Below are 22,231 nucleotides of genomic sequence, written 5' to 3' on the forward strand. Positions count from 1 at the left end.
GCGTTACCGACCTGGATCGCGTCGGAAGTCTCCTGAAAAAGCCTGTAGTCGAGGATGTTTCGCGCCGTTTCTTACGTGGCTGTAACACGGTGCAACTCATTGGACATGCATGTCATCGAAGCTGGTGGCGGCATCAACGCACCGGTTGCATGTACATGGCGGAGAAGTTCGGAAGGTGAAAATGACAGATACCCTCGCGGACCCGATGCGCGATGCGGATGCGCGGCGGCTCACCAGTGGCCTGCGCATCATGTTCGCCGACGTCGCCAAGTCGTTTCCCACCGGCACGGTTGCCATCGATCACGTCGACCTCGGGATCGAACGCGGCGCCTTCGTCGCGGTGGTCGGGCCTTCCGGATGTGGAAAGTCGACCCTGCTCCGGATGGCTGCCGGCCTTGACCGTCCGACCACCGGTGCGGTGGCGCTGGACACCGACTCGGTGGGGTTCATCTTCCAGGAACCGACGCTGTTGCCGTGGCGCACGGTGCGAGCCAATGTCGAGTTGTGCGCCGAGCTCAACGGTACGGGCCGGGCCGCGACCAAACGCCGTGCCGCCGAATCGATTTCGGCGGTCGGTCTCGATCGATTCACCGACCAGCTGCCGAATGCGCTCTCGGGCGGCATGAAGATGAGGGTGTCGCTGGCCCGCGCCCTGACCCTGTCGCCGGAGGTGATGCTGCTCGACGAGCCGTTCGGTGCGCTCGACGAGATGACTCGCCTGGACATGCAGGTCGAACTGCAGCGGTTGTATGCGCAACGTGGCTTTACCGCAATGTTCGTCACGCACTCGGTGTCCGAGGCCGTGTACCTGGCCGACCGCGTCGTCGTGATGACGCCCCGGCCCGGGCGGATCGCCGGCATCGTCGACATCGACTTTCCGTATCCCCGAAATCCAGAGTTGCGCTTCACCGGTGAGTTCACCGAACACGCCGCGAAGATCTCGGCCCTCTTGCACGGGCAGGCGTCATGACCGCGATCCGCACCGCCGTAGGCCTGGCCGCGTCTGCGCGGTCGAGAACGGTCACCAACCCGGCCACAGCGTCGTCCGATCGCCGAACCGGTTGGCGCATCGGAAGGTTGGCAGCCACCCTCGGTTACCCGCTGTTGTCGCTGGGGTTGGGACTGCTCGCCTGGTCCGCGGTCAGCTACTGGGTGTTGCCGCCGCAGCGGCGGTTCCTGCTGCCGCCGCCACTGGACGTGCTGCGCGGCTCACTGCTCGACTGGACGCATCTGCAGCCGATGCTGTCGGCGCTTTCGGTGACCGCCCAGGTGACACTGGTCGGTTTCCTCGTCGCAGTTCTGGTCGGCGTCGGCACCGGGGTGCTGATGAGCCAAGCGCGGTGGATCGAACGCATCGTCTACCCGTATGCCGTGGTGGTCCAGGTGATTCCGATCTTGGCCATCGTTCCGTTGATCGGGCTGTGGTTCGGTTACGGCATGGCCGCGCGCACGCTGGTCTGCGTGTTGATCGCCGTGTTTCCCATCATCATCAACACCCATTTCGGCATCCGCTCGGTGAACCGGAGCATGCATGAGCTCTTCACCCTGTCGCACGCATCCCGATGGGAGCGGCTGGTGAAACTGGAACTGCGGGCGGCGCTTCCGACCATCCTGGCCGGCATCACCACGGCCGCCGGTCTCGTGGTGGTCGGCGCCATCATCGGCGACATGTTCTTCGCCAAAGGTCAACCAGGAATCGGAACACTGCTCGACGTCTACCGTGGACGCCTTCAATCCGACGACCTCATCGCCGCGATCGTCATCGCGTCTCTGTTCGGTGTCATCGTTTTCGGCGCGATGCGCGCGATCGCCCGGCTCGCGGTCGGCAGCTGGCACGAATCCGCTCAAGGTGCCTAGTTCCATCACATTGCTCGCTCCTGTTGAAAGGTTCTCCTGATGAGTTCTGAGGCTTTCGCGGTTCCGGTGATCGACATCAGCGCGTACGTCCGCGGTGGCGATGCCCGGTCTGACCCGCGGTGCGCCCGAGTGGCCCGCGAGTTCGACGCTGCCTGCCGCAACCCGGGTTTCATGCAGATCGTCGGTCATGGCGTCGAAGATCGGGTGATCGACGACCTGGCCAGTGCGCTTGACGGCTTCTTCGGCCGGCCACTGGAGATCAAGAAGCGTCACCGCCGCGACGCCGGCCTCAACCGTGGGTACTCGCCGCCGAAGAGTGAATCGCTGAGCATGAGTCTGGGCATACCGTCCGCCAACCGGATGAACGACTTCTACGAGGCGTTCACCGTGGGGGCCGAAGCCGCGTCGTTCCCCGGTCTGAAGCTGCCGCACAGCAGCTATGCGGACAACAACTGGCCCGACGACGTCCCGGACTTCCGGCCGCGTGTGCAGGAGTACTTCGCTCACGCACAGGTGCTGGCGCGGACCATGATGCGAGTGGTCACCGACGCCCTCGAGTTGGTGCCGGGCTACTTCGAGCCCATGATCGATCACTCGATCGAGGTGCTGAAGATGAACAACTTCGCACTGCCGGAAGGGAATACCGAGATCGCCGGAGAGCTCACCGGCATGGGCGCGCACTCCGACTTCGGAATCCTGACCATCCTGTGGGCGGATCAGGTTCCCGGTCTGCAGGTGCTGGCGCGAGACGGGTCGTGGCACGATGTCCAACCGGCCGACGGAGCTCTGCTGATCAACCTCGGTGACGCCATGGCGCGCTGGACCAACGACCGTTGGATGTCCACGATTCACCGGGTGGACCCGCCGGTGCGCAACGGCACGATCCAGCGGCGGCGCTCGGCGGCCTTCTTCTTCGACGGGAATCACGATGCGGTGTTGGAAGCGCTCCCCGGCACCTTGGCGCCGGGGGAGGTCGGCTACGAGCCGATCACGGTGGCCGACAACATCGCGATGAAGGTCGCGGGTTTGCGAACCGGGGTGGCGCCGCGCGCCACCCTGCGCGAGGCGGCCCGGGTGGCCGTCGCCGGGCGGAGGGGGGAATTCACGTGATGACGTCGGAGCGCGGTTTGCTCAACGACTCGGTCCATGACGCACTGCAGGAGATGATCTTCAGCGGCGAGCTGGTACCGGGGTGCCCGCTGAGCGTCCCAGCACTCGCCACTGCGCTCAACGTCTCCCGCACCCCGGTGCGAGAAGCCGTCCAGCAGTTGATCTACGAAGGGCTGGCGACGCATACCCGCAATGCCGGTGCGCGGGTGGCCAACCTCGATGCCGAGGGGATCAAGGCGGTGTTCCAGGTCCGTGAGGTGCTCGACGGTCTGGCCGCGCACAGCGCCACCCTGAACGCCGACCGCGCCACCGTCGAACAGCTCCGCAAGATGGTTCAGGTACAGCGTGATCTGCTGCAGGAGCCCGCCGACCAGCACCGCGATGCGTCGCTCGACCTTCAGTTCCACACCCTGATCAGGGAAACCTCCGGGAATCACGCACTCTGCGATGCGTTGGCCCGTCTCGACGGACAGGCACATCTCTACCGTTCCGACATGTGGACCACCGAACTGAACCGGCGGTTGGCGGTCAGCGAGCACGACCGGATCGTCGCCGCGATCGAGGCCGGCGATGCCTCCGGGGCATGCGCGGCCGCCACCGCCCATGTGGCCGGACTCCACGTGCGGACGTGCCGCTCATGACAGCGGTGCTCGATCGGGTGAAAAGTAGACTGCCGCAACAGGTATCGCGGCTGTTCGGTGCGACATTGGTCGACGGTTCGGTGGTCGACGTCGAGATCGGCCGCGCTGCGGGTCACGGCGTGGTCCGCAGCGTGGTGCCTGCTGCGACGTCCCAGAACGGACCGTTGCCGGATGACGCAGTCGATCTGCGCGGGTACGTGCTGCTGACCGCGCCGGCCGAGCCGCACGCTCACCTCGACAAGGCCCTGTCCTGGGATGCGTTGCAGCCGCAGCTGACTGACCTCTACGGTGCCATCGCCACCTGGCGCGAGGGGTCCTCGGGCTTCGACGAGGACTCGTTTCGTCAACGGGCATCGGCGGCTGCACTGGCCCTGATCCGCAACGGCACCACGGCGGTCCGTACCCACGTCGACCTTCTGCCCAGTGGTGACCCGCTACGTGCGGTGCGCGCCGTCGCGGCGGTACGGCAAGAGCTGAGCGGATTGATCGACATCGAAATCGTCGCGCTGCTCAAAGAGTATTCGGACGTCGAGCTGCTACACGCCGCACTTGATGCGGGTGCCGACCTGGTCGGCGGTTCGCCGCACAGTGCCACCGATTCCCACGCCGAGCTGGCGCGGCTGCTCGGTGTCGCCGAAGAGCGCGGAGTCGGCACCGATCTGCACACCGACGAATTCCTGGTGGGCGACCACCACACGATCGCGGCGTATGCGCAGCGGGCGCGCCGGTGGCCGGCGGACCGGATTCGCACCGCGAGTCACTGCACCCGGCTGGGCACGATGACGCGTGCCGAACTCGGCGAACTGCTACCGCAGATCGCCGACGCCGGAATCGGCGTGGTGGCCAACCCGATCACCAACCTGTATCTGCAGGGACGCGATCATCCGGTGGCAACTCCGCGTGGCCTCACCGCCATCGGGCCGCTACGGGCGGCAGGCGTGCCGGTGGCTGCGGGGGCCGACAACGTCCGTGATCCGTTCAACCCGCTCGGCCGCAGTGACGCGCTGGAAACGGCGGCGCTGTCCGTCATCGCCGGCCATGTCGATCCTCAGGTGGCGATTGCCATGGTGACCGACGACGCCCGCCGGGTGCTGGGTCTCCCGCCGGCAGGCCCGCGGGTGGGTGCGCGTGCCGAGTTGTTGGCGGTACGCGGGACAGGGCTGCTCGACGTGCTCGCGAATGCACCCGCCGATCGGATCGTGATCCACGATGGGGCGGTGGTGTCGGTCACCGAGACGACGGCCTGGACGGCACAGCCATGAACGGCGCCGTGCCGCGGACCTCCCCACGGCGAGCCGGAACCTCACCGGCCCGTCACACGTTGTAGAGAACATGGCAAAGCGGCTGTTTCTGATCTATCTCCTCGTAGAGATGGCGGTGATGGTCGCCCTGGTGGCGACCATCGGGTTCGGTTACACCGTGCTGTTGCTCCTGGCCTCGTTCGTGATCGGGCTGATGCTGGCGGGTTCACAGCTCAACCGGCAGATCCGCCGACTGCACGCGGGATTGTCCGGTGGGCTGTCCGATCCCCAGGGCGCGGTGTCGGACAGCGTGCTGGTGGCGCTGGGCACCGTATTGGTGGTGATTCCCGGCTTGGCCAGCTCGGTTCTCGGTGCGTTGTTGCTGCTGCCGCCCGCCCGTGCGGCGGCGGGGCCGCTGCTCACGGGGCTGGTCGCCCGGCGGATGCCGATCATCGTCGCGGCGCCGGCCGGCTACGGTGCCTCCACCGGGACCGCCGGTTATCGGCACGGGACCGGCGACTACATTGACGGCGAAGTAATCGACGTCAATGACGTCGATCCGTACCGCCTGCCTCCCAAGGCCTAACCGCCACTCGAAGAGCTTGACCACACTTCTGATCAACGGGCGCATCCACAGCCCCAGCTACCCCGACGCGACCGCATTCGCCGTCCGCGACGGCGTGGTGGCGTGGCTGGGCACCGACGACATCGGCCGCGCGCAGTTTCCCGACGCCGAGGTCGTCGACCTGGACGGCGGCTTCGTCGCACCCGCATTCGTCGACAGCCACGTCCATCTGACCGCGACCGGGCTCAACCTGGACGGGCTGGACCTCCGTGGGGCCACCTCGCTGCAGCACTGCCTGCGCCTGGTGGACGAGTACGCGCGCCGGCATCCGGAAGGGCCGGTGTGGGGGCATGGCTGGGACGAGTCGGGTTGGCCCGGGCGCACCGGCCCGAGCACCGAGGATCTCGACACGGTGCTGGGGGACCGGCCGGCCTATCTGGCCCGGGTGGACGTGCATTCGGCTGCCGCCAGCACCGGGCTGCGCCGGTTGGTGTCTGCCCTCGTCGAGGCCGCCGGGTTCGACCCGCAACGCCCGCTGAGCGCCGACGCGCATCACCTGGTGCGCGCGGCCGCGCGGGAGCAGCTCACCCCGCAGCAGCGGCACGCCGCCCGCGTCGCGGCACTCGATCACGCCGCCGCGATGGGCATCGCCGCGGTGCACGAGTGCGCCGGCCCGCAGATCGGCGGCCTGCTCGACTGGCAGGAACTGCGTGCCCTGGAGCACGGCGTGGAGGTCGTCGGGTACTGGGGTGAGCCGGCCCGAGACGCCGAGCACGCCCGTCACCTGATCGCCGAGACCGGCGCCCGTGGCCTGGCCGGAGACCTTTTCGTCGACGGTGCCCTGGGCTCGCGCACCGCGTGGCTGCACGCGCCGTACCACGACGCCCCCGACACCTGCGGCAACTGTTACCTCGATGTCGAGGCCATCGCCCGGCATGTACTGGCCTGCACCGAGGCCGGCATCCCGGCCGGGTTCCACGTGATCGGCGACGCCGCCGTCGCCGCCGTCGTCGACGGATTCGCCGCGGCCACACAGCGATTGGGTGGCCCGGCAGTCGCTCGCTGCGGCCACCGTCTTGAGCATCTGGAGATGGTCAACCCCGAACAGGCGGCCCAACTGGGGACCTGGGGCGTGATGGCCAGCATGCAGCCCAACTTTGACGCCCTGTGGGGTGGGGACGACGGCATGTATGCCCAGCGTCTCGGGCTTGATCGAGTTCACCGGCTCAACCCGTTCGCGCTGTTAGCATCCGAAGGCGTGCCCCTCGCCTTCGGTTCCGACACCCCGGTCACCAGCATGAACCCCTGGCAAACCGTGCGTGCCGCGGTTTCGCACCAGAGCGCGGGCAGCGCCATTTCGGCTCGGGCCGCGTTCGCTGCGGCCACTCGCGGTGGCTGGCGCGCCGGTGGGGTGCGCGACGGCGTCACCGGAACGCTCACTCCCGGGGCACCGGCCAGCTACGCAGTGTGGGACGCCGACGACCTGGAGGTCAGCGCACCGGCCAACGCCGTCCAGCGATGGTCCACCGATCCGCGCTCGCGAGTGCCTGCCCTGCCGAGGCTGGCCGCCGATGCGGAGCTGCCGCGTTGCCGTCAGACCGTTCACCGGGGTGCCGTCATCCATGGGCACTGACCGTCCCCGGCGCAGACCCGAACGGCCCCGTCCCAACGAGGTCACCGACGTGATCCCGGCCGTCGAAGAAGATGAGCTCGCGGAACTCGACGCACTCGATGACGAGGCTTTCGAGGAACTCGACGAGGACGTCACCGGCGATCCGGTCGCCGACATCGATCCCGACGACGAACCCGAGGAGCGCGGCTATCGCCTGACCGCGGCGGGCACACCGGACCGATGGTCTGTGGTGGCAGCCTGGGCGTCGCGGTTCGGCCGCGCCGCGGCCGTGCGGTGGGCGCCGCTGAGCGCATCCGTCGGCGGCGGGCTGGCGTTGTGCCTGAGTTATCCGCCCACCGGCTGGTGGTGGGCGGCGTTCGTCGGGCTGGCATTGATCGGCTGGGTGCTGACCCGACGCTCCACCACTCTCGCGGGTGGGTTCGGCTACGGGTTCCTGTTCGGTCTGGCGTTCTACATTCCTTTGTTGCCGTGGATCAGCGGCTTGGTCGGGGCGGTACCGTGGCTGGCCCTGGCTGCCATGGAGGCGTTGTTCTGCGGGCTGTTCGGCCTGGCCGCGGTCCTCGTCAGGCGATTGCCCGGGTGGCCGCTGTGGTTCGCCGCGCTGTGGGTCACCCAGGAATGGCTCAAATCGACGGTGCCCTTCGGTGGATTCCCTTGGGGTGTCCTGGGTTTCGGGCAGACCAACGGGCCACTACTGGCTCTCGCGCGGTTGGGTGGCGCGCCGCTGGTTTCCCTCGCGGTCGCCCTCGTCGGCTTCAGCGCGACGCTGCTGGCCTACGAGATCGTGCAGTGGTGGCATCACGGCCACAAGCCGGGCTTCCCGGCGCCCGCGGTCATGCTGCCCGGTCTGAGCATCACCGTCGTGCTGCTGGCCACGGCGCTGCTGTGGCCGCAGGTTCGTCATTCCGGAACCGGCGCGGGCGACGAACAGACGGTGACGGCGGCCGCGGTGCAGGGCAATGTGCCCAGGCTCGGCCTGGAATTCAATGCCCAGCGCCGCGCCGTGCTCGACAACCATGTGAAACAGACGCTGCAGCTGGCCGACGATGTCCGTGCCGGCCGGGCTCCGCAGCCCATGTTCGTGGTCTGGCCCGAGAACGCCTCCGACATCGATCCGTTGGCCAACGCCGACGCCGCCGCACAGATCACCGCGGCCGCGGATGCGATCGGGGCCCCGATCCTGGTCGGCACCGTCACCAAGGCCGACGGCTACACCGCGGACAACCCGGTGGCCACCAACACCGTGATCGTCTGGGATCCCGAGCACGGGCCGGGTGAGCGCCATGACAAGAAGATCGTGCAGCCGTTCGGCGAGTACCTGCCGTGGCGCAGCTTCTTCAAGCACCTGTCGTCGTATGCGGACCGGGCCGGCTACTTCGTGCCGGGGGAGGGCAACGGCGTCGTGCACGCCGCAGGTGTGCCGATCGGGGTGACCACCTGCTGGGAGGTGATCTTCGACCGGGCCGCACGCGAATCGGTACTCAGCGGCGCCCAGGTGCTGACGGTGCCGACCAACAACGCCACGTTCGACGAGAACATGAGCGCGCAGCAGCTGGCGTTCGGCAAACTCCGGGCCGTCGAGCACGACCGGTACCTCGTGGTCGCCGGAACCACCGGCATCAGTGCGGTGATCGCCCCGGACGGACGCGAGCTGGCCCGCACCGACTTCTTCCAGCCCGCCCATCTGGACATGCAGATCCGGCTGAAGTCGGATGTGACGCCCGCCACCGAGTGGGGGCCTGCCCTGCAGGTGGTGCTGGTCACGATTGGATTTGGGGCGTTGCTGGCCGCAATACTGCACAATGGAGGGTTCGTGCAAAGAATGTTGAGGCGTCGCACCGGCGAAGGCCCGCGACGATGAAGGAGCCACATGACAGTCCCTGGTGACGGAGCGCAGCGGCAGGGGGAATCCAGCCCTCGCCAGGACGGTGAACGCCCGAGTCAGCGCACCCTGGTGATCATTCCCACCTACAACGAGCGGGAGAACCTGCCGCTGATCGTCGGGCGTGTCCACCACGCCAGCCCCGAGGTGCACATCCTGGTGGTCGACGACGGCAGCCCCGACGGCACGGGCCAGCTGGCCGATGAGCTTGCCCTGGCCGACCCGGATCGCGTCCATGTGATGCACCGGACCAGCAAAGCCGGCCTCGGCGCGGCGTATCTGGCCGGTTTCGCCTGGGGGCTCGGCCGTGGCTACTCGGTCCTGGTCGAGATGGACGCCGACGGCAGCCATGCACCTGAGGAGCTGAACCGGCTGCTCGATGCCGTAGACGCCGGGGCGGATCTGGCCATCGGTTCGCGGTATGTCTCCGGCGGCACGGTGCGCAACTGGCCGGTCCGGCGGCTGGTGTTGTCGAAGACTGCCAACACCTACTCCCGGCTCCTGCTCGGTGTCGGCATCCACGACATCACGGCGGGGTACCGCGCGTACCGGCGCGAAGTGCTGGAGAAGATCGACCTGTCGGCGGTCGACTCCAAGGGTTACTGCTTCCAGATCGACCTGACCTGGCGCGCGATCAACAACGGGTTCAAGGTCGTCGAGGTGCCCATCACGTTCACCGAACGTGAGCTGGGCGTCTCCAAGATGAGTGGTTCCAACATCCGCGAGGCGATGTTCAAGGTCGCGGAGTGGGGGATCCGTGGGCGCCTGGACCGGGCCAGGGGCGTGGTCCGCTAACCCCAGATGTGAAAAACCGCGATATGCCCACCCGGGCATATCGCGGTTTTTTTGCGTTCCGCGCGCGGGTCAGCTGCCGCGGCGCTTGGTCTTGATCAGGTCGAGACGCTCCTTGAGCAGCTCTTCGAGCTCCTCGACGGAGCGCCGCTCCAGCAGCATGTCCCAGTGGGTACGCGGCGGCTTGACCTTCTTGGGCTCCGGCACGTCGCCCTCGATCAGGGTTCCCTCGAGCCCGTTCCGGCACAGCCAGGTGCCGGGGATCTCGGCGTCGTCGGCGAACGGGACGTCGAACTCCTCACCGTTCTCGGTGCGGTAGCGGGCCACCTGACGCGGCGCAAGGTCATGGTTGCGGTCGGTCTCGTAGCTCACGGCTCCGAGGCGACTGCCTCTCAGGACGCGATCAGCCATCGTCAACACTCCTTATTTGGCGTTTTTGTCCGGATGTATCAACGCTGCTCGGCGTTGCCAAGTTCCCGACTCGACCATTGATGATACGCGGGTCGAGGCCCCGGGCAGTCTACAGTCGTGAGCCATGGCGACCGGCATCCGCAGACGCGACCGACCTCAGCCGTGTCGGTGGTGCGGGCGTGAGGTCGCCGACGCGCAGATGGGCCGACGCCGACAATACTGCCGGCAGTCCTGCCGGCAGCGGGCCTACGAACAACGCGCCATGGTCAAGGGCACGTCGCTGGCCCCGGATTCGGTGGTGCTCAGCGCGGACGAGGCGGCCCAGCTGTCCGACCGGGTGTACCAGGTCAGGTGTGCGGCCGAAGATGTCGCCATCGCGGTCGACGAGGGCGCCGGGGCAGACGAACTGCGGCAGCTGTGCGACGCGCTGATGGAGGCCGCCAAGGCGGCCGACGGCTGGCGCTAGTCGGGCGGGCAGCCCAACTGACGCCCGACGCCGACCGGCGGCGGGACCGGCTTGAGGCAGCCCAGGGGTTCGACCCCGGAGGAGTTCAGCAGCACTGCCGACTGGTGCGCATAGTTGACGCACACCAGAGAAGTGGCATCGGCGCGGCACCGGTAGTCGCCGAAGGCCAGGGACTTGCCCTCGTCCAGTTTGGCGCCGTCGCCGTAGCCGAATCGGCCCGGATCACCGTGCAGCGAGCCGATATCCACCGTTTCCCCGGTGAAGTCCACCCAGCCGGGGATCCACTGGCCCTCCACGTCGGCCGGTTTCGACGGCAGATCGTCGGCCTTGATCAGGCACGCCAGCTGGCCGTTGACGTTCTTGTCGGTCGCGCACCGAGCGGTGCCCGAGGGGGCGACGAACGCGACGTCCTCGCCGAGGCTGGTGGATTGCCCGTCGCGCGTCGCGGTGTGGAATCCGGACGCATCGACCGGGGTGCCTGCCTCCACCCACTTGATCACCCGGTTCATCGGGGTCCCGGCGGCCGGTGCCGTGGTGGGCATCGGCGATGTCGTCGTCGTGGTGGGCGTGGTGGTCTTGATGTGTGGGGCGCCGGCCGGCATCGACATCCGGGGCTGCGAAGTCGGCTGCGACTCGTGCCCCCCTCCGGACGAGCAGGCCGCCACCAGAGCCGCCGAAAGCACAGCAGCCCCAACAGTCACAACGGTGCGCATACCCGCAAGGCTAGCGGGCGCGTGTCACGGCCACCGCCTGTCCGTCGACACCCGTCTAGTTCGATACGGTCGGTTCATGCACGAGCGGACAGTCCGGGCAAATATCAGTACCGGCATCGTCGAGGGCTTCACGCGCGACGGCGTACACCGTTGGCGCTCCATTCCTTACGCCAAGCCGCCGGTCGGCCGACTGCGTCTGCGGGCACCCGAACCGGCCGAGCCATGGCCCGGAGTGCGCTACTGCCACGGGTTCGGTTACTGCGCACCTCAGCAACGTCGCTACACGGTGGTCGGGGTGGGCAAGCACCAGCCGATGAGCGAGGACTGCCTGACGCTCAACGTGGTGGCGCCGGAGCACCCCGACGACTCCGAAGGTCCGCTGCCGGTGATGTTCTTCGTGCACGGCGGCGGCTACATCCTGGGCAGCTCGGCCACCCCCATCTATGACGGTGCCGCGCTGGCCCGTCGCGGTTGCGTGTTCGTCTCCGTGAACTACCGGCTGGGCATGCTCGGGTGTGTCGAGCTGTCGTCGTTGTCGACTCCGGAGCATCCGATCGATGACAACCTGTTCCTGCGCGACCTGGTGTTGGCGCTGCGCTGGGTACGCGACAACATCGCCGTATTCGGCGGCGACCCCGACAACGTGACGATCTTCGGCGAGAGTGCGGGTGCACATGCGGTCGCGACCCTGCTCGCCGTGCCCGACGCCGAGGGGCTGTTCGCCCGGGTGATCTCCGAGAGCCCGGCCAGCGGGATGGTCAGCTCCGCGGAAGCCGCCGCCCGGATCGCCGATCAGCTCGCCGAATTGGTCAGTCCCGATGGAGGATCGGCGGCCGAGGCGCTGATGTCCGCGCGGCCGGCCGAGCTGGGCCGAGCCTTGGAAACCATGATCCAGCGCGGCCAGACGGATATGCCGGGCGCGTTTCCGGTCGGCCCGACATTCGGCACCGATTACCTACCGGTCGATCCGGTCACCGCGATGGCCGAGGGAAGCGCACACCGGGTTCCGCTGATCGTCGGCAACAATGCCGACGAGGGACGGCTGTTCACGCGGTTCCTCCAGTTGCTGCCCACCAACGAGCCGATGATCGAGAAGCTGTTCGCCCGTACCGATCCCGAGGAGCGGCGCCGGATCGTGGCGGCCTACCCGGACTATCCGAGCAGCGCGGCCTGCGTACGGCTCGGTGGCGACTTCGCGTTCGCGTCGGCCACCTGGCAGATCGCCGAGGCACACAGCAGGCACGCACCCACGTATGTGTACCGCTACGACTATGCGCCGCGGACCCTGCACTGGGCGGGGCTGGGCGCGACGCACGCCATGGAGTTGTTGGCGGTGTTCGACACGTACCACACGACTTACGGCGCGCTGCTGACCGCGGTCGGCGACCGCACGTCGGCCCGCCGGGTCAGCCGTGATGTGCAGAGACGCTGGCGGGAGTTCACCCGGACCGGTGAACCGGGGCCGGGCTGGCCCGCCTACGACACCGACGACCGGGCGGTGTTCGTGTTCGACCGCCGGCCCCGCGTCGAATACGACCCTCGGGCGGTGCGGCGTCAGGCCTGGGAAGGGTTCACGCTCGCCGAGGGCTGATCTCGTCACTGTCACTCTGGTCGATTTGCTGCAGGGGGTCGGCGGGATGTGGTTGCGTATCCGGTGTGGACTACCCCCTGGATCCGCTGTCCGCCGACGAGTTTCGCGCGGTGGCAGCGATATTGCGGCGTGAGCACGGAGTCGGGGAGGGCTGGCGGGTCGCCTCAGTGGAACTCGCCGAGCCGTCCAAGGCGGAGCTGGCCGAGTTCGACGGCGGTGGCGCGACCCCGGCCCGGCGGGCGGCCGTCATCTGTCTGGATCGATCGGCCAACGCCACCTACAAGGGCGTGGTGTCGCTGACCGACGACCGGGTCGAGAATTTCGACCACGTCCCGGGTGTTCAGGCCAACTTCACCGTCGACGAGTTCGTCGAATGCGACGAGGTGCTGCGCAGGCATCCCGACGTCATCGCCGCGCTCGCCCGACGCGGTATCACGGACCTGGACAACGTGTTCATGGACACCTGGACCTACGGTGACGCGGTCGCGCCGCCCGAATACCGCGACCGGCGGATCGGGTGGTCGGACACCTGGTACAAGCAGGCCGCCGGGGCCAATCCGTACGCCCACCCGGTCAGCGGCCTGCATTGCGTGATCGACGTCAACAGCATGGAGGTGCTGCGGGTCGAGGATGACGGCAGCAACGAAAAACCCGATGTGATGGGCGAATACGTCCCGCGCCACATCCCGGATCGGATCCGGTCGGCCTCGCGCCGACAGCCCCTCAAGCCGCTGAACATCACCCAGCCCGATGGTCCGTCGTTCACCTTGGACGGCAACCTGCTCCAGTGGCAGAACTGGTCGTTGCGGGTCGGCTTCAACCACCGTGAGGGGATGACGCTGCACAGCGTGCGGTACCGCGACGGTGAGACGAATCGTTCGGTGGCCCACCGGATGTCGTTCGCCGAGATGGTGGTGCCCTACCGGGACTCCTCGGTCGACCACTTCCGGCGTACCGCGTTCGACATCGGCGAGTGGGGTCTGGGATTCATGACCACCTCGCTGGAGCTGGGCTGTGACTGTCTCGGCGAGATCCGTTATCTGGACGCGGTTCTGCACGACAGTAAGGGGGAGCCCTACACGATCACCAACGCGATCTGCATCCACGAAGAAGACAACGCGGTGCTGTGGAAGCACGTCGACCACGACGCCGGTGCCGAGGTGCGCCGGATGCGCAGGCTCACACTGTCATTCCATGTCACGGTGGCCAACTACGAGTACCTGGTGTACTGGCGGCTGTACCAGGACGGCAACATCGAGTGCGAGGTCCGCGCCACGGGGATCATGGTCACCACACCGTTCCCGGCCGGGCCGACGCCGAAGAACGGCACCCTGGTCGACGAGCGTACCTATGCGCCGTTCCATCAGCATTTCCTGATCGCCCGGTTGGACCTCGACATCGACGGGACCGACAACACGGTCTACATGACCGAGTCGTACGCGGAACCGATCAGCCCCGACAACCCGTACGGCCTGTCGCTGGTGGTGCACAACCAGGCGTTGCGCACCGAGCAGGAGGGCAAGCAGGATGTCAGCTTCGCCACCCAGCGGGCGTGGAAGGTGGTCAACACCAACGTCGTCAACGGCCTGGGCACGCACCCGTCCTACAAGCTCGTCCCCACCGGGGCGATCCCGGCCATGTTCGATCCGGCCTCGCCGGTGGTGCAACGCGCCAATGTCATCACCCACACCCTGTGGGTGACCCCGAACCGGCCCGACGAACGCTGGCCGGCGGGGGAGTTCGTCAACCAATCGGTGGCCGACACCGGGCTGGGTGAGTGGACCAGGGCGGACCGGTCGATCGACAACACCGATGTGGTGCTCTGGTACGTGTTCGGCATCCACCACATCACCCGCCCGGAGGACTGGCCGGTGATGCCCGTGGACGTGGTGTCGTTCTGGCTCAAGCCGTTCGGGTTCTTCGACCGCAACCCGGCGCTGGACGTGGCGCCGACCCCGCCGGACGCCTGCGCGCACGGTCACGCCAAGGCGGCGCATCATTAGTTGACACCTGTCATATGTGATGCGGAACACTGCTACGTTGCCTGTGTGCAACCGACTCAGACCGCCGTGCTCGACCGCCCCGAAGACCTGACCTGTGACTGGCTGACCACTGCGCTGGGTTCCGGCCCGGTCAGTGGATTCAGTTTCGAGCGGATCGGAACCGGCCAGATGAGCGAGTGCTATCGCGTTTCGCTGAGCTACGCGCCGGACGCCGAGGGCCCGGTGTCGGTGGTGCTGAAGGTGGCCGCCACCGACCCCAACAGCCGCCAGACCGGGCTGGCGCTGGGGCTCTACGAACGTGAGGTCCGGTTCTACACCGATATCGCCCCGGCCCTGGCTCCCTGGCCGGTCGCGCCGTGCTACCACGCCGCGATCGACACGCAAACCGGCGCATTCGACCTGCTGCTGGGCGATGCCGTACCCGCGGTGGTGGGTGACGAGATCCGCGGCGCCACAGTCGAACAGGCTGGGGTGGCGCTCACCGAGCTGGGCCGCATGCACGGGTCGGCGGCGGGTGCCGAGGCACTGAACCGGGCTGAGTGGCTCAACCGTGAGGCCCCGGTCAACCAGGGTCTGATCGCCGGCCTGTACGCGGCATTCGTCGAGCGCTACGCGGGCCTGATCACGCCGGAACAGCGCCGGGTGTGCGAACGTCTCGTCGAGAGTTTCGACGCCTACCTGGCCGACGAGGGCGCGCCCGAGCGGCCGATGGGTCTGGTGCACGGCGACTACCGGCTCGACAACATGCTGTTCGGCGATGCGGGCGCGGACCGGACGCTGACCGTGGTCGACTGGCAGACCGTCACCAGAGGACCGGCGTTCACCGACGTCGCGTACTTCATCGGCTGCGCCCTGCCCGTCGAGCAGCGCCGCGCCCACTACGACGAGTTGCTGACGACCTATCACCGCGCGCTCGGACCGGACTCGGCGCTGACGCTCGATCAGGTGCGCGACGGCATCCGCAGGCAGAGCTTCTTCGGCGTGATGATGGCGATCATCTCCTCGATGCTGGTGGAACGTACCGAACGCGGCGACGCGATGTTCATGACGATGCTCGACCGGCACTGCAGCCACGTCCTCGACACCCACGCGCTCGATGTCCTTGCGCCACCGGCCATCCCGGAGCCGTTGGTGCCCGCCGCCGAGGACGAGTTCGCGCACACCCCCACCGGCGAAGACCTGTGGAACGAGAGCTGGTACTTCGACTTCGTCGACGCCGAGGCGGGATTCGGCGGCTGGTTCCGGCTGGGGTTGATCCCCAACCAGGACACCGCCTGGGTCAATGTCCTGTTCTGCGGTCCGGGGATTCCGACCGTGGCGCTCAACGACTTTCACGCGCCGCCGGCCGAACCGTCGGCGGTCAAGGGGGAGGGGGTCGAGCTGAACCTGCACCCGGACGAGCCGCTGGAGGTATACCGCCTGACCGCCACGGGCACCGGCGAGGCTTTCGACGACCCGTCGGCATTGCTGCGCGGCGAGTCGGGGCAGGCCATCTCCGTGACGCTGGACCTGACCTGGCACACCGCCGGCGTCCCGTACCAGTACCGGATCACCCCGCGCTACGAGATCCCGTGCACGGTGACGGGGACGGTGATCATCGGCGATCAGACCCACACCGTCGAAGCCGTCGCGGGCCAGCGGGACCATTCGTGGGGTGTGCGGGACTGGTGGGCGATGAACTGGGTGTGGAGCGCGATCCACCTCGATGACGGCACCCACCTGCACGGTGTGGACATCCGGATTCCCGGGATGCCGCCGATCGGTATCGGCTATTCACAGCGCGAAGGCCAACCGCTCGTCGAATTGCAGGCAGTGACAGCGCAATACACGGTCGGCGACGACGGTCTGCCGGTGTCGACCACACTCACGCTGCAACCCGGCGACACCGAGGTAACCGTGGACATCCAGGGCCATGCGCCGGTGCTGCTGGTGGCTCCGGGAGATGACGGCGCCGGCCGCGTCAGTCAGTTCCCCCGGGCCTGGGCGAAGGTGCGCACCGCCGACGGGCGCACCGGGATCGGCTGGCTGGAGTGGAACCGCAACCTGGGCTGACGCAGGCCCCTTTGCACCGCGAGCGTGCGCGTCTGTCGGCCGACACGCCGCGTTTGAGCGGCGGTCTGTGCACGCTCGCCGGCGATCAGGTGATGCGAAAACGCTTGAGCCGCGCAGTCGCTCCGGAGATCAACTCCACGCGGCTGCGCGGCACGCCCAGATGCTGGGCCAGCAGTTTGGTGACGGCGTCATTGGCCTTGCCGTCGACAGCGCGCTCCTGCACATAGATGGTGAGCTCACCGTCGTCGGCGACCTCGACCAGCGGGCCTTTGCGGCTGCCGGGTTTGACGCGGACGGCGACGGTTTCGCTCACGCCGCCATCGTGACGCGAGTGTGCGCAAAATGCTGCCGCGCGGCGGCGTGTCGCGGAGCAGACACGCACGCTCGCGCGGCAACGGGGATCACCGGGCGACGATCACCGAGGAACCGTGGCCGAACAGGCCCTGGTTGGCGGTCACGCCGACCTTCGCGCCCTCGACCTGCCTGCCGGTGGCCTGACCCTTGAGCTGCCAGGTCAACTCGCACACCTGCGCGATGGCCTGGGCCGGGATGGCCTCGCCGAAGCAGGCCAGACCGCCGGACGGGTTGACCGGGACGCGGCCGCCGATGGTGGTCGCGCCCGAACGCAGCAGCTGCTCGCCTTCACCCTTGGCGCACAGGCCCAGGTGCTCGTACCAGTCCAGCTCGAGCGCGGTGGACAGGTCGTAGACCTCGGCCAGGCTGACGTCCTCGGGGCCGATGCCCGCCTCGGCGTAGGCCGCGTCGAGGATCTGGTCCTTGAACACCCGCTCCGGAGCCGGCACGACGGCGGTGGAATCCGTTGCGATGTCCGGCAATTCGGGCAGGTGCTGCGGGTAGCGCGGGGTCACGGTGGAGATGGCGCGCACCGAGGGCACGCCCTCCAGCGAGCCCAGGTGCTTGCGGGCGAAGTCCGCGCTCGCCACGATCAGCGCGGCGGCGCCGTCGGAGGTGGCGCAGATGTCGAGCTGGCGCAGGGGGTCGGAGACCACGGGGCTGGCCAGGACGTCTTCGATCGCGGATTCCTTGCGGTAGCGCGCATTCGGGTTCTGCAGGCCGTGGCGCGAGTTCTTCACCTTCACCTGGGCGAAGTCCTCGGCGGTGGCGCCGTACAGATCCATCCGGCGCCGGGCCAGCAGGGCGAAGTACACCGGGTTCATCGCGCCGAGCAGGTGGAAGCGCTGCCAGTCCGGATCGTTCTTGCGCTCGCCGCCGACGGGCGCGAACGCACCCTTGGGCGTCGTGTCGGCGCCGATCACCAGGGCGACATCGCAGAATCCGGCCAGGATCTGGGCGCGGGCGCTCTGCAGTGCCTGCGAGCCCGATGCGCAGGCCGCGTAGCTCGAGGACACCGGCACGCCGTTCCAGCCCAGCTTCTGGGCGAACGTCGACCCGGCGATGAAGCCCGGGTAGCCGTTGCGGATGGTGTCGGCACCGGCGATGAACTGGATCTGCTGGGCGTTCAGGCCGGCCTCGGCCAGGGCGGCCCGCGCGGCGACGACGCCGTACTCGGTGAAGTCGCGTCCCCACTTGCCCCACGGGTGCATGCCCGCGCCGAGGATGTACAAAGGCTCTGGACTCATCAGGCTGTGCCCTCCTTGCTCCTCGCGTCCGCAACCCTCCAGGCGTGGGTGGTGCGCTCGACGCCCTCGTCGTCGGTGGAGAGCGTCATGGTGGTCAGCTCCATCTCCATGCCGACCTTGAGGTCGGCGGCGAGGGTGCCTTCGACGACCTTGCCGAGCACGATCAGACCTTCGTCGGCCAGCTCGACCGCGGCGATCGCGAACGGCTCGAACGGGTCGGTCTTGGGGTACGGCGACGGCGGGAGATACCGATTCTCGGTGTAGCTCCACACCTTTCCGCGGCGGGACAGCGGAACCAGGTCAAGGGTGTCGCTGTCGCAGGCCGGGTTGGGGCAGTTGTTCTCGCGCGGCGGGAACACGTAGGTGGCGCACTGGGTGCACTTGCCGCCGATCAGGTGGGTGGCACCGGCGTCGTCGGTGGCGAACCATCCGTCGATCGCGGGTTGCGAAGATGCTGCTGGCACGCGGCCAGCCTAAACGATCAAGACCGCAGAACTGAAACGTGTTGCAGTTTTGTCCCGCGGACCAAGATTTTCGGTTGAAGAGTACGAAACTGTTTCGTACTCTTCGTGCATGGTTCGAGGTATGGAGCGTGAGCAGGCCGTGCTGGCCGCGACGGCCGAGCTGCTGGTGGACCGCGGATATCAGGCGCTGACCATTGATGCCGTGGCCGCACGGGCCGGTGCCAGCAAGGCCACCATCTACCGCAGGTGGCCGAACAAGGCCCAGCTCGTCCGCGCCACCTTGGACGCCGCGGACGCCGCCCGCAACGCGTCCGTGCCCGATACCGGGCAGCTGCGCAGCGACCTGTTCGCCGTCATGGAGGCCGTCGCGGCGGACGTGGCGGACCCGCTGACCCGGGTGACCGCGGAACTCGCGACGCTGATGCGCCACGATGCACAACTGGCCGAGGCCATCCGCGAACACCTCGCCCAAGAGGAGCTCTCGCCGTTCCACGATGCGCTGCGACGAGCCATCGCCCGGGGTGACCTCGCCGCCGACACCGATGTCGAGCTCATCCACGACGTGGCCGAGGCGATGATCCTGCGCCAGGTTCACCTCGACCTGCCGGTCGACGCGGCATTCAGTGCGCGGCTCATCGATGACGTGCTGCTGGTGCTGCTCGGAGGTGCCGGCCGATGACCGTCGTGATCGCCGGTGCCGGACCGACCGGGCTTACTCTCGCCATCGAGCTGGCCCGCCGCGGCGTGCCCTGCCGGGTGCTGGACAAGGCGGCGGCGCTGTTCCCCGGCTCGCGCGGTAAGGGGCTGCAACCGCGCACCCTGGAGGTCTTCGACGACCTCGGCGTGATCGGTGCCGTGCTGGCCGCCGGTGAGGCCTTTCCGCCCATGCGGCTGTACCGCGGCACAGACGTGGTTTGGCAGAAGCGGATCTACGACCTGCTGGGACTGCCGGAGCTGGAACCCACCCCGGCGGTGCCGTACCCGGACACCTGGCTGATCCCGCAGTGGCGCACCGACCAGATCCTGGCGGCGCGGTTCGCCGAACTCGGCGGGGCCATCGAATTCGGCACCGAGGTAACAGGTTTCACGCAAGACAGCGACGGCGTCACGGTGCAGACGAGTCGGGGTCCCATCAATGCCGACTACCTGGTCGGCGCCGACGGCGGCCGTAGCACGGTCCGCAAGGCATCCGGTGTCGACTTCCTGGGCGGTGCGCTCACCGAGGAACGCATCATCGTGGGCGACGTGCGGGCCTCCGGCCTCGACGGCCGGTGTTGCCACCTGCTGACCCGGGACGGCGACCAGTCCACCCGGTTCTCGCTGTGGAACCTGCCGGGCAGTGAGCACTACCAGCTGGTGGTGACGATGGCGCCGGGCGACGAGGTTCCCGCGCTGACCCTCGACGGCATGCAGGCGGTGCTCGAACAACGGTCGGGTCGAGACGACGTGAGGCTGTCGGATCTGCGCTGGATCTCGCTGTATGGGGTGAACCTGCTCATGGCGCAACGCTTCCGGATGGGGCGAGTGCTCCTCGCCGGGGACGCGGCCCACGTGCATTCACCGGCTGGGGGACAGGGCGTCAACACCGGGGTGCAGGATGCCTACAACCTCGGCTGGAAGCTGGCCGCGGTGTCGGCCGGAGCGCCCGAGGCCCTGCTGGACAGCTATGAGGCGGAACGTCTGCCGGTGGCCGCCGACGTGCTGCACCTCAGCGGCCTGTTGCATCGCCAGGGGTTCGGCGCGGCGGGGCCGGCGCCGGCGGCCATCCACCAGTTGGACATCAACTACCGCGGTGGCCCGCTCGCCGTCGACACAGATCCGGTCGGTGCTCTGCGCGCCGGAGACCGGGCTCCCGACGGTCTGCTGCCGGACGGCCGCCGACTGTTCGACGTGTTCCGCGGTCCGCACTGGACCGTGCTCCAATTCGGCTCCGATCCAGTCGATTTCGGGGTACCGCAGCTGAGCCTGGGGGTCACTGCCGACTACGACGTGCCCGTCGGCTCCTACGTGCTGGTCCGCCCCGACGGCTACGTCGGCGCGATCAGCACCCGGCCTGAAGTCATTCGCGACCAACTGTGCCGAGCAGGGGAGGCGCCAACCGCTATTTCAAGTGTCGGAGCAGCTCGTCGCGAGACCACGGCGTCAGGCGAAACCGGCCGTCTCGAATGACCGCGATCGCCACGTCATTCGCATCGAGCCCGGAATGGTCAGTGGGGGAGAAGTGGTATTCGCCTTCCGGCGTGAGGCATGTCAGTGAGTCCATGGCCTGCTGGACTGCCTGCGGCGCGTCATCGCCGGCCGCGTCGACAGCTGCCGCAATCAGCTTCGCGGCGGTGTATCCGTCCACCGCGAACTGAGAGGGTGGTGCGCCGTGCCGGATATCGAACGGTTCGGTGAGAGCGGCGATGACAGTACGGGTCGCTGACGGCGGCAGATCCGACACCACACTCACCAATGAGGTCGCCACGACGATGCCGTCGGCGCCCGGGCCGACTTCGGTCACGAAGCTGGGGCTCGCGGCGCCGAGCCCCGCGACCATCGGAATGCTCAGGCCGGCTGACCGGAAGGCCAGCGCCAATCCGGTCGCGGGTGGACCGGTGACCCATGCCATCAAGGCGTGCGCGCCGCTCTCGGCGACCTCGGCGACAGCGGGTCCGAAATTCTCGGTGTCGACCTTGACCGACACGACGGTGGCCGCTTCGATTCCGAACTGGCCCAACATGGCTTCCTGCGTCGCCCATGCCTCGCGGTTGAACACGCTGTCGGAATCGAAGGTGACCGCGATTCTGGTCAGGCCGTGATCCCGGCAGTATCTGAGAAGCTGGGCGGCGACCAGATGTCCCGTCGGCGGTGACATGAACACATACGGACGGACGGGATCGACCTGGGTGTGCGCGGCTCCGGTCGATACGTACACCACCCGGCGTTCATCGGTGTGCGGCAGGACCGCCAAACTCGCGTTGGAGAACGATGTTCCGACGACGGCAGCGACACCGCGGTCGGCCAACCGGTGGTAGGCGGCCACCGCACCCGGGGGGAGACTCTCGTCGTCCTCGACCGCCAGCTCCACGCGGCGACCGAGTACACCGCCCGCGTCGTTGAGCTGCTGTACCGCGAGCTCGGCTCCGTCCCGGTTTTCCAGACCCATGTAATTCGAGCCGGTCAGCGACGTCACCTGCCCGATCACGATCGGAGGTGACGGCGGCACG

General features: G+C 68.0%; 21 protein-coding genes. 15 read left to right on the top strand and 6 right to left on the bottom strand.

What is annotated here, in order from left to right; genetic code table 11:
• The first annotated feature begins 181 nt into the window (after positions 1-181).
• The 9 genes from G6N57_RS19135 to G6N57_RS19175 all read left to right on the top strand — a co-directional run bounded on the left by G6N57_RS19135 (position 182) and on the right by G6N57_RS19175 (position 9,724).
• Positions 182-970, top strand: coding sequence for an ABC transporter ATP-binding protein (locus G6N57_RS19135; protein ID WP_234815636.1), 789 nt, complete (start codon positions 182-184; stop codon positions 968-970).
• The gene (locus G6N57_RS19140) at positions 967-1,857 is read left to right on the top strand and encodes an ABC transporter permease (protein WP_077741025.1); all 891 of its coding nucleotides are present in this window, start codon (positions 967-969) and stop codon (positions 1,855-1,857) included. Before G6N57_RS19135 ends, G6N57_RS19140 begins: the two co-directional genes overlap by 4 nt.
• A 39-nt stretch (positions 1,858-1,896) precedes the next feature.
• Positions 1,897-2,967 (top strand): isopenicillin N synthase family dioxygenase, encoded by a 1,071-nt coding sequence (locus G6N57_RS19145; protein ID WP_077741024.1) that lies wholly within the window; start codon positions 1,897-1,899, stop codon positions 2,965-2,967.
• The gene (locus tag G6N57_RS19150) at positions 2,967-3,608 is read left to right on the top strand and encodes a GntR family transcriptional regulator (RefSeq protein WP_077741023.1); all 642 of its coding nucleotides are present in this window, start codon (positions 2,967-2,969) and stop codon (positions 3,606-3,608) included. The genes G6N57_RS19145 and G6N57_RS19150 overlap by 1 nt, the downstream gene beginning before the upstream one ends.
• Positions 3,605-4,870, top strand: coding sequence for an amidohydrolase family protein (locus G6N57_RS19155; protein ID WP_197908738.1), 1,266 nt, complete (start codon positions 3,605-3,607; stop codon positions 4,868-4,870). Before G6N57_RS19150 ends, G6N57_RS19155 begins: the two co-directional genes overlap by 4 nt.
• A gap of 70 nt (positions 4,871-4,940) precedes the next feature.
• Positions 4,941-5,435, top strand: a complete 495-nt coding sequence (locus tag G6N57_RS19160; protein ID WP_077741022.1) for an FxsA family protein — start codon at positions 4,941-4,943, stop codon at positions 5,433-5,435.
• A gap of 16 nt (positions 5,436-5,451) precedes the next feature.
• Positions 5,452-7,047 carry an amidohydrolase gene (locus G6N57_RS19165; protein WP_097925882.1) on the top strand — a complete coding sequence of 532 codons (1,596 nt, stop codon included), beginning with the start codon at positions 5,452-5,454 and terminating at the stop codon, positions 7,045-7,047.
• Positions 7,037-8,908, top strand: coding sequence for an apolipoprotein N-acyltransferase (gene lnt / locus G6N57_RS19170; protein WP_097925883.1), 1,872 nt, complete (start codon positions 7,037-7,039; stop codon positions 8,906-8,908). The genes G6N57_RS19165 and lnt overlap by 11 nt, the downstream gene beginning before the upstream one ends.
• 9 nt (positions 8,909-8,917) lie before the next feature.
• The gene (locus tag G6N57_RS19175; RefSeq protein WP_075919998.1) at positions 8,918-9,724 is read left to right on the top strand and encodes a polyprenol monophosphomannose synthase; all 807 of its coding nucleotides are present in this window, start codon (positions 8,918-8,920) and stop codon (positions 9,722-9,724) included.
• A gap of 69 nt (positions 9,725-9,793) precedes the next feature.
• Here G6N57_RS19175 and rbpA read toward each other — a convergent pair whose 3' ends face one another.
• On the bottom strand, positions 9,794-10,132 hold the full coding sequence (gene rbpA, locus G6N57_RS19180) for an RNA polymerase-binding protein RbpA (RefSeq protein WP_003880369.1): 339 nt from the start codon (positions 10,130-10,132) through the stop codon (positions 9,794-9,796).
• A gap of 124 nt (positions 10,133-10,256) precedes the next feature.
• On the opposite strand from rbpA, the gene G6N57_RS19185 reads away from it, so the two are divergent.
• Positions 10,257-10,598: a hypothetical protein gene (locus G6N57_RS19185; RefSeq protein WP_075919997.1), complete on the top strand. Its 342-nt coding sequence runs from the start codon at positions 10,257-10,259 to the stop codon at positions 10,596-10,598.
• Here G6N57_RS19185 and G6N57_RS19190 read toward each other — a convergent pair.
• On the bottom strand, positions 10,595-11,311 hold the full coding sequence (locus G6N57_RS19190) for a hypothetical protein (protein WP_077741020.1): 717 nt from the start codon (positions 11,309-11,311) through the stop codon (positions 10,595-10,597). The genes G6N57_RS19185 and G6N57_RS19190 overlap by 4 nt on opposite strands.
• A 76-nt stretch (positions 11,312-11,387) precedes the next feature.
• On the opposite strand from G6N57_RS19190, the gene G6N57_RS19195 reads away from it, so the two are divergent.
• The 3 genes from G6N57_RS19195 to G6N57_RS19205 all read left to right on the top strand — a co-directional run bounded on the left by G6N57_RS19195 (position 11,388) and on the right by G6N57_RS19205 (position 16,957).
• A complete protein-coding gene (locus tag G6N57_RS19195) occupies positions 11,388-12,902 on the top strand; it encodes a carboxylesterase/lipase family protein (RefSeq protein WP_077741019.1) in 1,515 nt (504 codons plus the stop codon).
• Positions 12,903-12,967: 65 nt separating this feature from the next.
• Positions 12,968-14,905, top strand: a complete 1,938-nt coding sequence (locus G6N57_RS19200; protein WP_077741018.1) for a primary-amine oxidase — start codon at positions 12,968-12,970, stop codon at positions 14,903-14,905.
• A gap of 45 nt (positions 14,906-14,950) precedes the next feature.
• Entirely contained in the window at positions 14,951-16,957 is a 2,007-nt protein-coding gene (locus G6N57_RS19205; RefSeq protein ID WP_077741017.1) for a DUF7064 domain-containing protein, read from the top strand.
• Between the two features lie 85 nt (positions 16,958-17,042).
• On the opposite strand, the gene G6N57_RS19210 is transcribed toward G6N57_RS19205, so the two are convergent.
• From G6N57_RS19210 to G6N57_RS19220, 3 genes are all read right to left on the bottom strand, one after another.
• A complete protein-coding gene (locus G6N57_RS19210) occupies positions 17,043-17,270 on the bottom strand; it encodes a DUF167 domain-containing protein (protein ID WP_075919992.1) in 228 nt (75 codons plus the stop codon).
• A gap of 88 nt (positions 17,271-17,358) precedes the next feature.
• On the bottom strand, positions 17,359-18,558 hold the full coding sequence (locus G6N57_RS19215; RefSeq protein WP_003884768.1) for a lipid-transfer protein: 1,200 nt from the start codon (positions 18,556-18,558) through the stop codon (positions 17,359-17,361).
• Positions 18,558-19,022 (bottom strand): Zn-ribbon domain-containing OB-fold protein, encoded by a 465-nt coding sequence (locus G6N57_RS19220; RefSeq protein WP_077741016.1) that lies wholly within the window; start codon positions 19,020-19,022, stop codon positions 18,558-18,560. Before G6N57_RS19220 ends, G6N57_RS19215 begins: the two co-directional genes overlap by 1 nt.
• A gap of 109 nt (positions 19,023-19,131) precedes the next feature.
• Between G6N57_RS19220 and G6N57_RS19225 the strand changes: the two genes are divergently transcribed.
• On the top strand, positions 19,132-19,701 hold the full coding sequence (locus tag G6N57_RS19225; protein ID WP_077741015.1) for a TetR/AcrR family transcriptional regulator: 570 nt from the start codon (positions 19,132-19,134) through the stop codon (positions 19,699-19,701).
• Positions 19,698-21,191 (top strand): FAD-dependent monooxygenase, encoded by a 1,494-nt coding sequence (locus G6N57_RS19230; RefSeq protein ID WP_077741014.1) that lies wholly within the window; start codon positions 19,698-19,700, stop codon positions 21,189-21,191. The genes G6N57_RS19225 and G6N57_RS19230 overlap by 4 nt, the downstream gene beginning before the upstream one ends.
• Here G6N57_RS19230 and G6N57_RS19235 read toward each other — a convergent pair.
• Positions 21,124-22,230 carry an ABC transporter substrate-binding protein gene (locus G6N57_RS19235; protein WP_077741013.1) on the bottom strand — a complete coding sequence of 369 codons (1,107 nt, stop codon included), beginning with the start codon at positions 22,228-22,230 and terminating at the stop codon, positions 21,124-21,126. The two genes, G6N57_RS19230 and G6N57_RS19235, sit on opposite strands and share 68 nt — an antisense overlap.
• Between the last annotated feature and the right edge of the window lies 1 nt (position 22,231).

This window comes from Mycolicibacterium boenickei, from assembly GCF_010731295.1.
Classification (GTDB): Bacteria; Actinomycetota; Actinomycetes; order Mycobacteriales; family Mycobacteriaceae; genus Mycobacterium; species Mycobacterium boenickei.

Bases quoted from the DNA above. Each gene is read 5' to 3' on its own strand.
- G6N57_RS19150 (WP_077741023.1), top strand. From the start codon at position 2,967: ATGACGTCGGAGCGCGGTTTGCTCAACGACTCGGTCCATGACGCACTG.
- G6N57_RS19135 (WP_234815636.1), top strand. From the start codon at position 182: ATGACAGATACCCTCGCGGACCCGATGCGCGATGCGGATGCGCGGCGG.
- G6N57_RS19230 (WP_077741014.1), top strand. From the start codon at position 19,698: ATGACCGTCGTGATCGCCGGTGCCGGACCGACCGGGCTTACTCTCGCC.
- rbpA (WP_003880369.1), bottom strand. From the start codon at position 10,132: ATGGCTGATCGCGTCCTGAGAGGCAGTCGCCTCGGAGCCGTGAGCTAC.
- G6N57_RS19215 (WP_003884768.1), bottom strand. From the start codon at position 18,558: ATGAGTCCAGAGCCTTTGTACATCCTCGGCGCGGGCATGCACCCGTGG.
- G6N57_RS19155 (WP_197908738.1), top strand. From the start codon at position 3,605: ATGACAGCGGTGCTCGATCGGGTGAAAAGTAGACTGCCGCAACAGGTA.
- G6N57_RS19175 (WP_075919998.1), top strand. From the start codon at position 8,918: ATGACAGTCCCTGGTGACGGAGCGCAGCGGCAGGGGGAATCCAGCCCT.
- G6N57_RS19160 (WP_077741022.1), top strand. From the start codon at position 4,941: ATGGCAAAGCGGCTGTTTCTGATCTATCTCCTCGTAGAGATGGCGGTG.
- lnt (WP_097925883.1), top strand. From the start codon at position 7,037: ATGGGCACTGACCGTCCCCGGCGCAGACCCGAACGGCCCCGTCCCAAC.
- G6N57_RS19185 (WP_075919997.1), top strand. From the start codon at position 10,257: ATGGCGACCGGCATCCGCAGACGCGACCGACCTCAGCCGTGTCGGTGG.
- G6N57_RS19140 (WP_077741025.1), top strand. From the start codon at position 967: ATGACCGCGATCCGCACCGCCGTAGGCCTGGCCGCGTCTGCGCGGTCG.
- G6N57_RS19190 (WP_077741020.1), bottom strand. From the start codon at position 11,311: ATGCGCACCGTTGTGACTGTTGGGGCTGCTGTGCTTTCGGCGGCTCTG.
- G6N57_RS19195 (WP_077741019.1), top strand. From the start codon at position 11,388: ATGCACGAGCGGACAGTCCGGGCAAATATCAGTACCGGCATCGTCGAG.
- G6N57_RS19145 (WP_077741024.1), top strand. From the start codon at position 1,897: ATGAGTTCTGAGGCTTTCGCGGTTCCGGTGATCGACATCAGCGCGTAC.
- G6N57_RS19225 (WP_077741015.1), top strand. From the start codon at position 19,132: ATGGTTCGAGGTATGGAGCGTGAGCAGGCCGTGCTGGCCGCGACGGCC.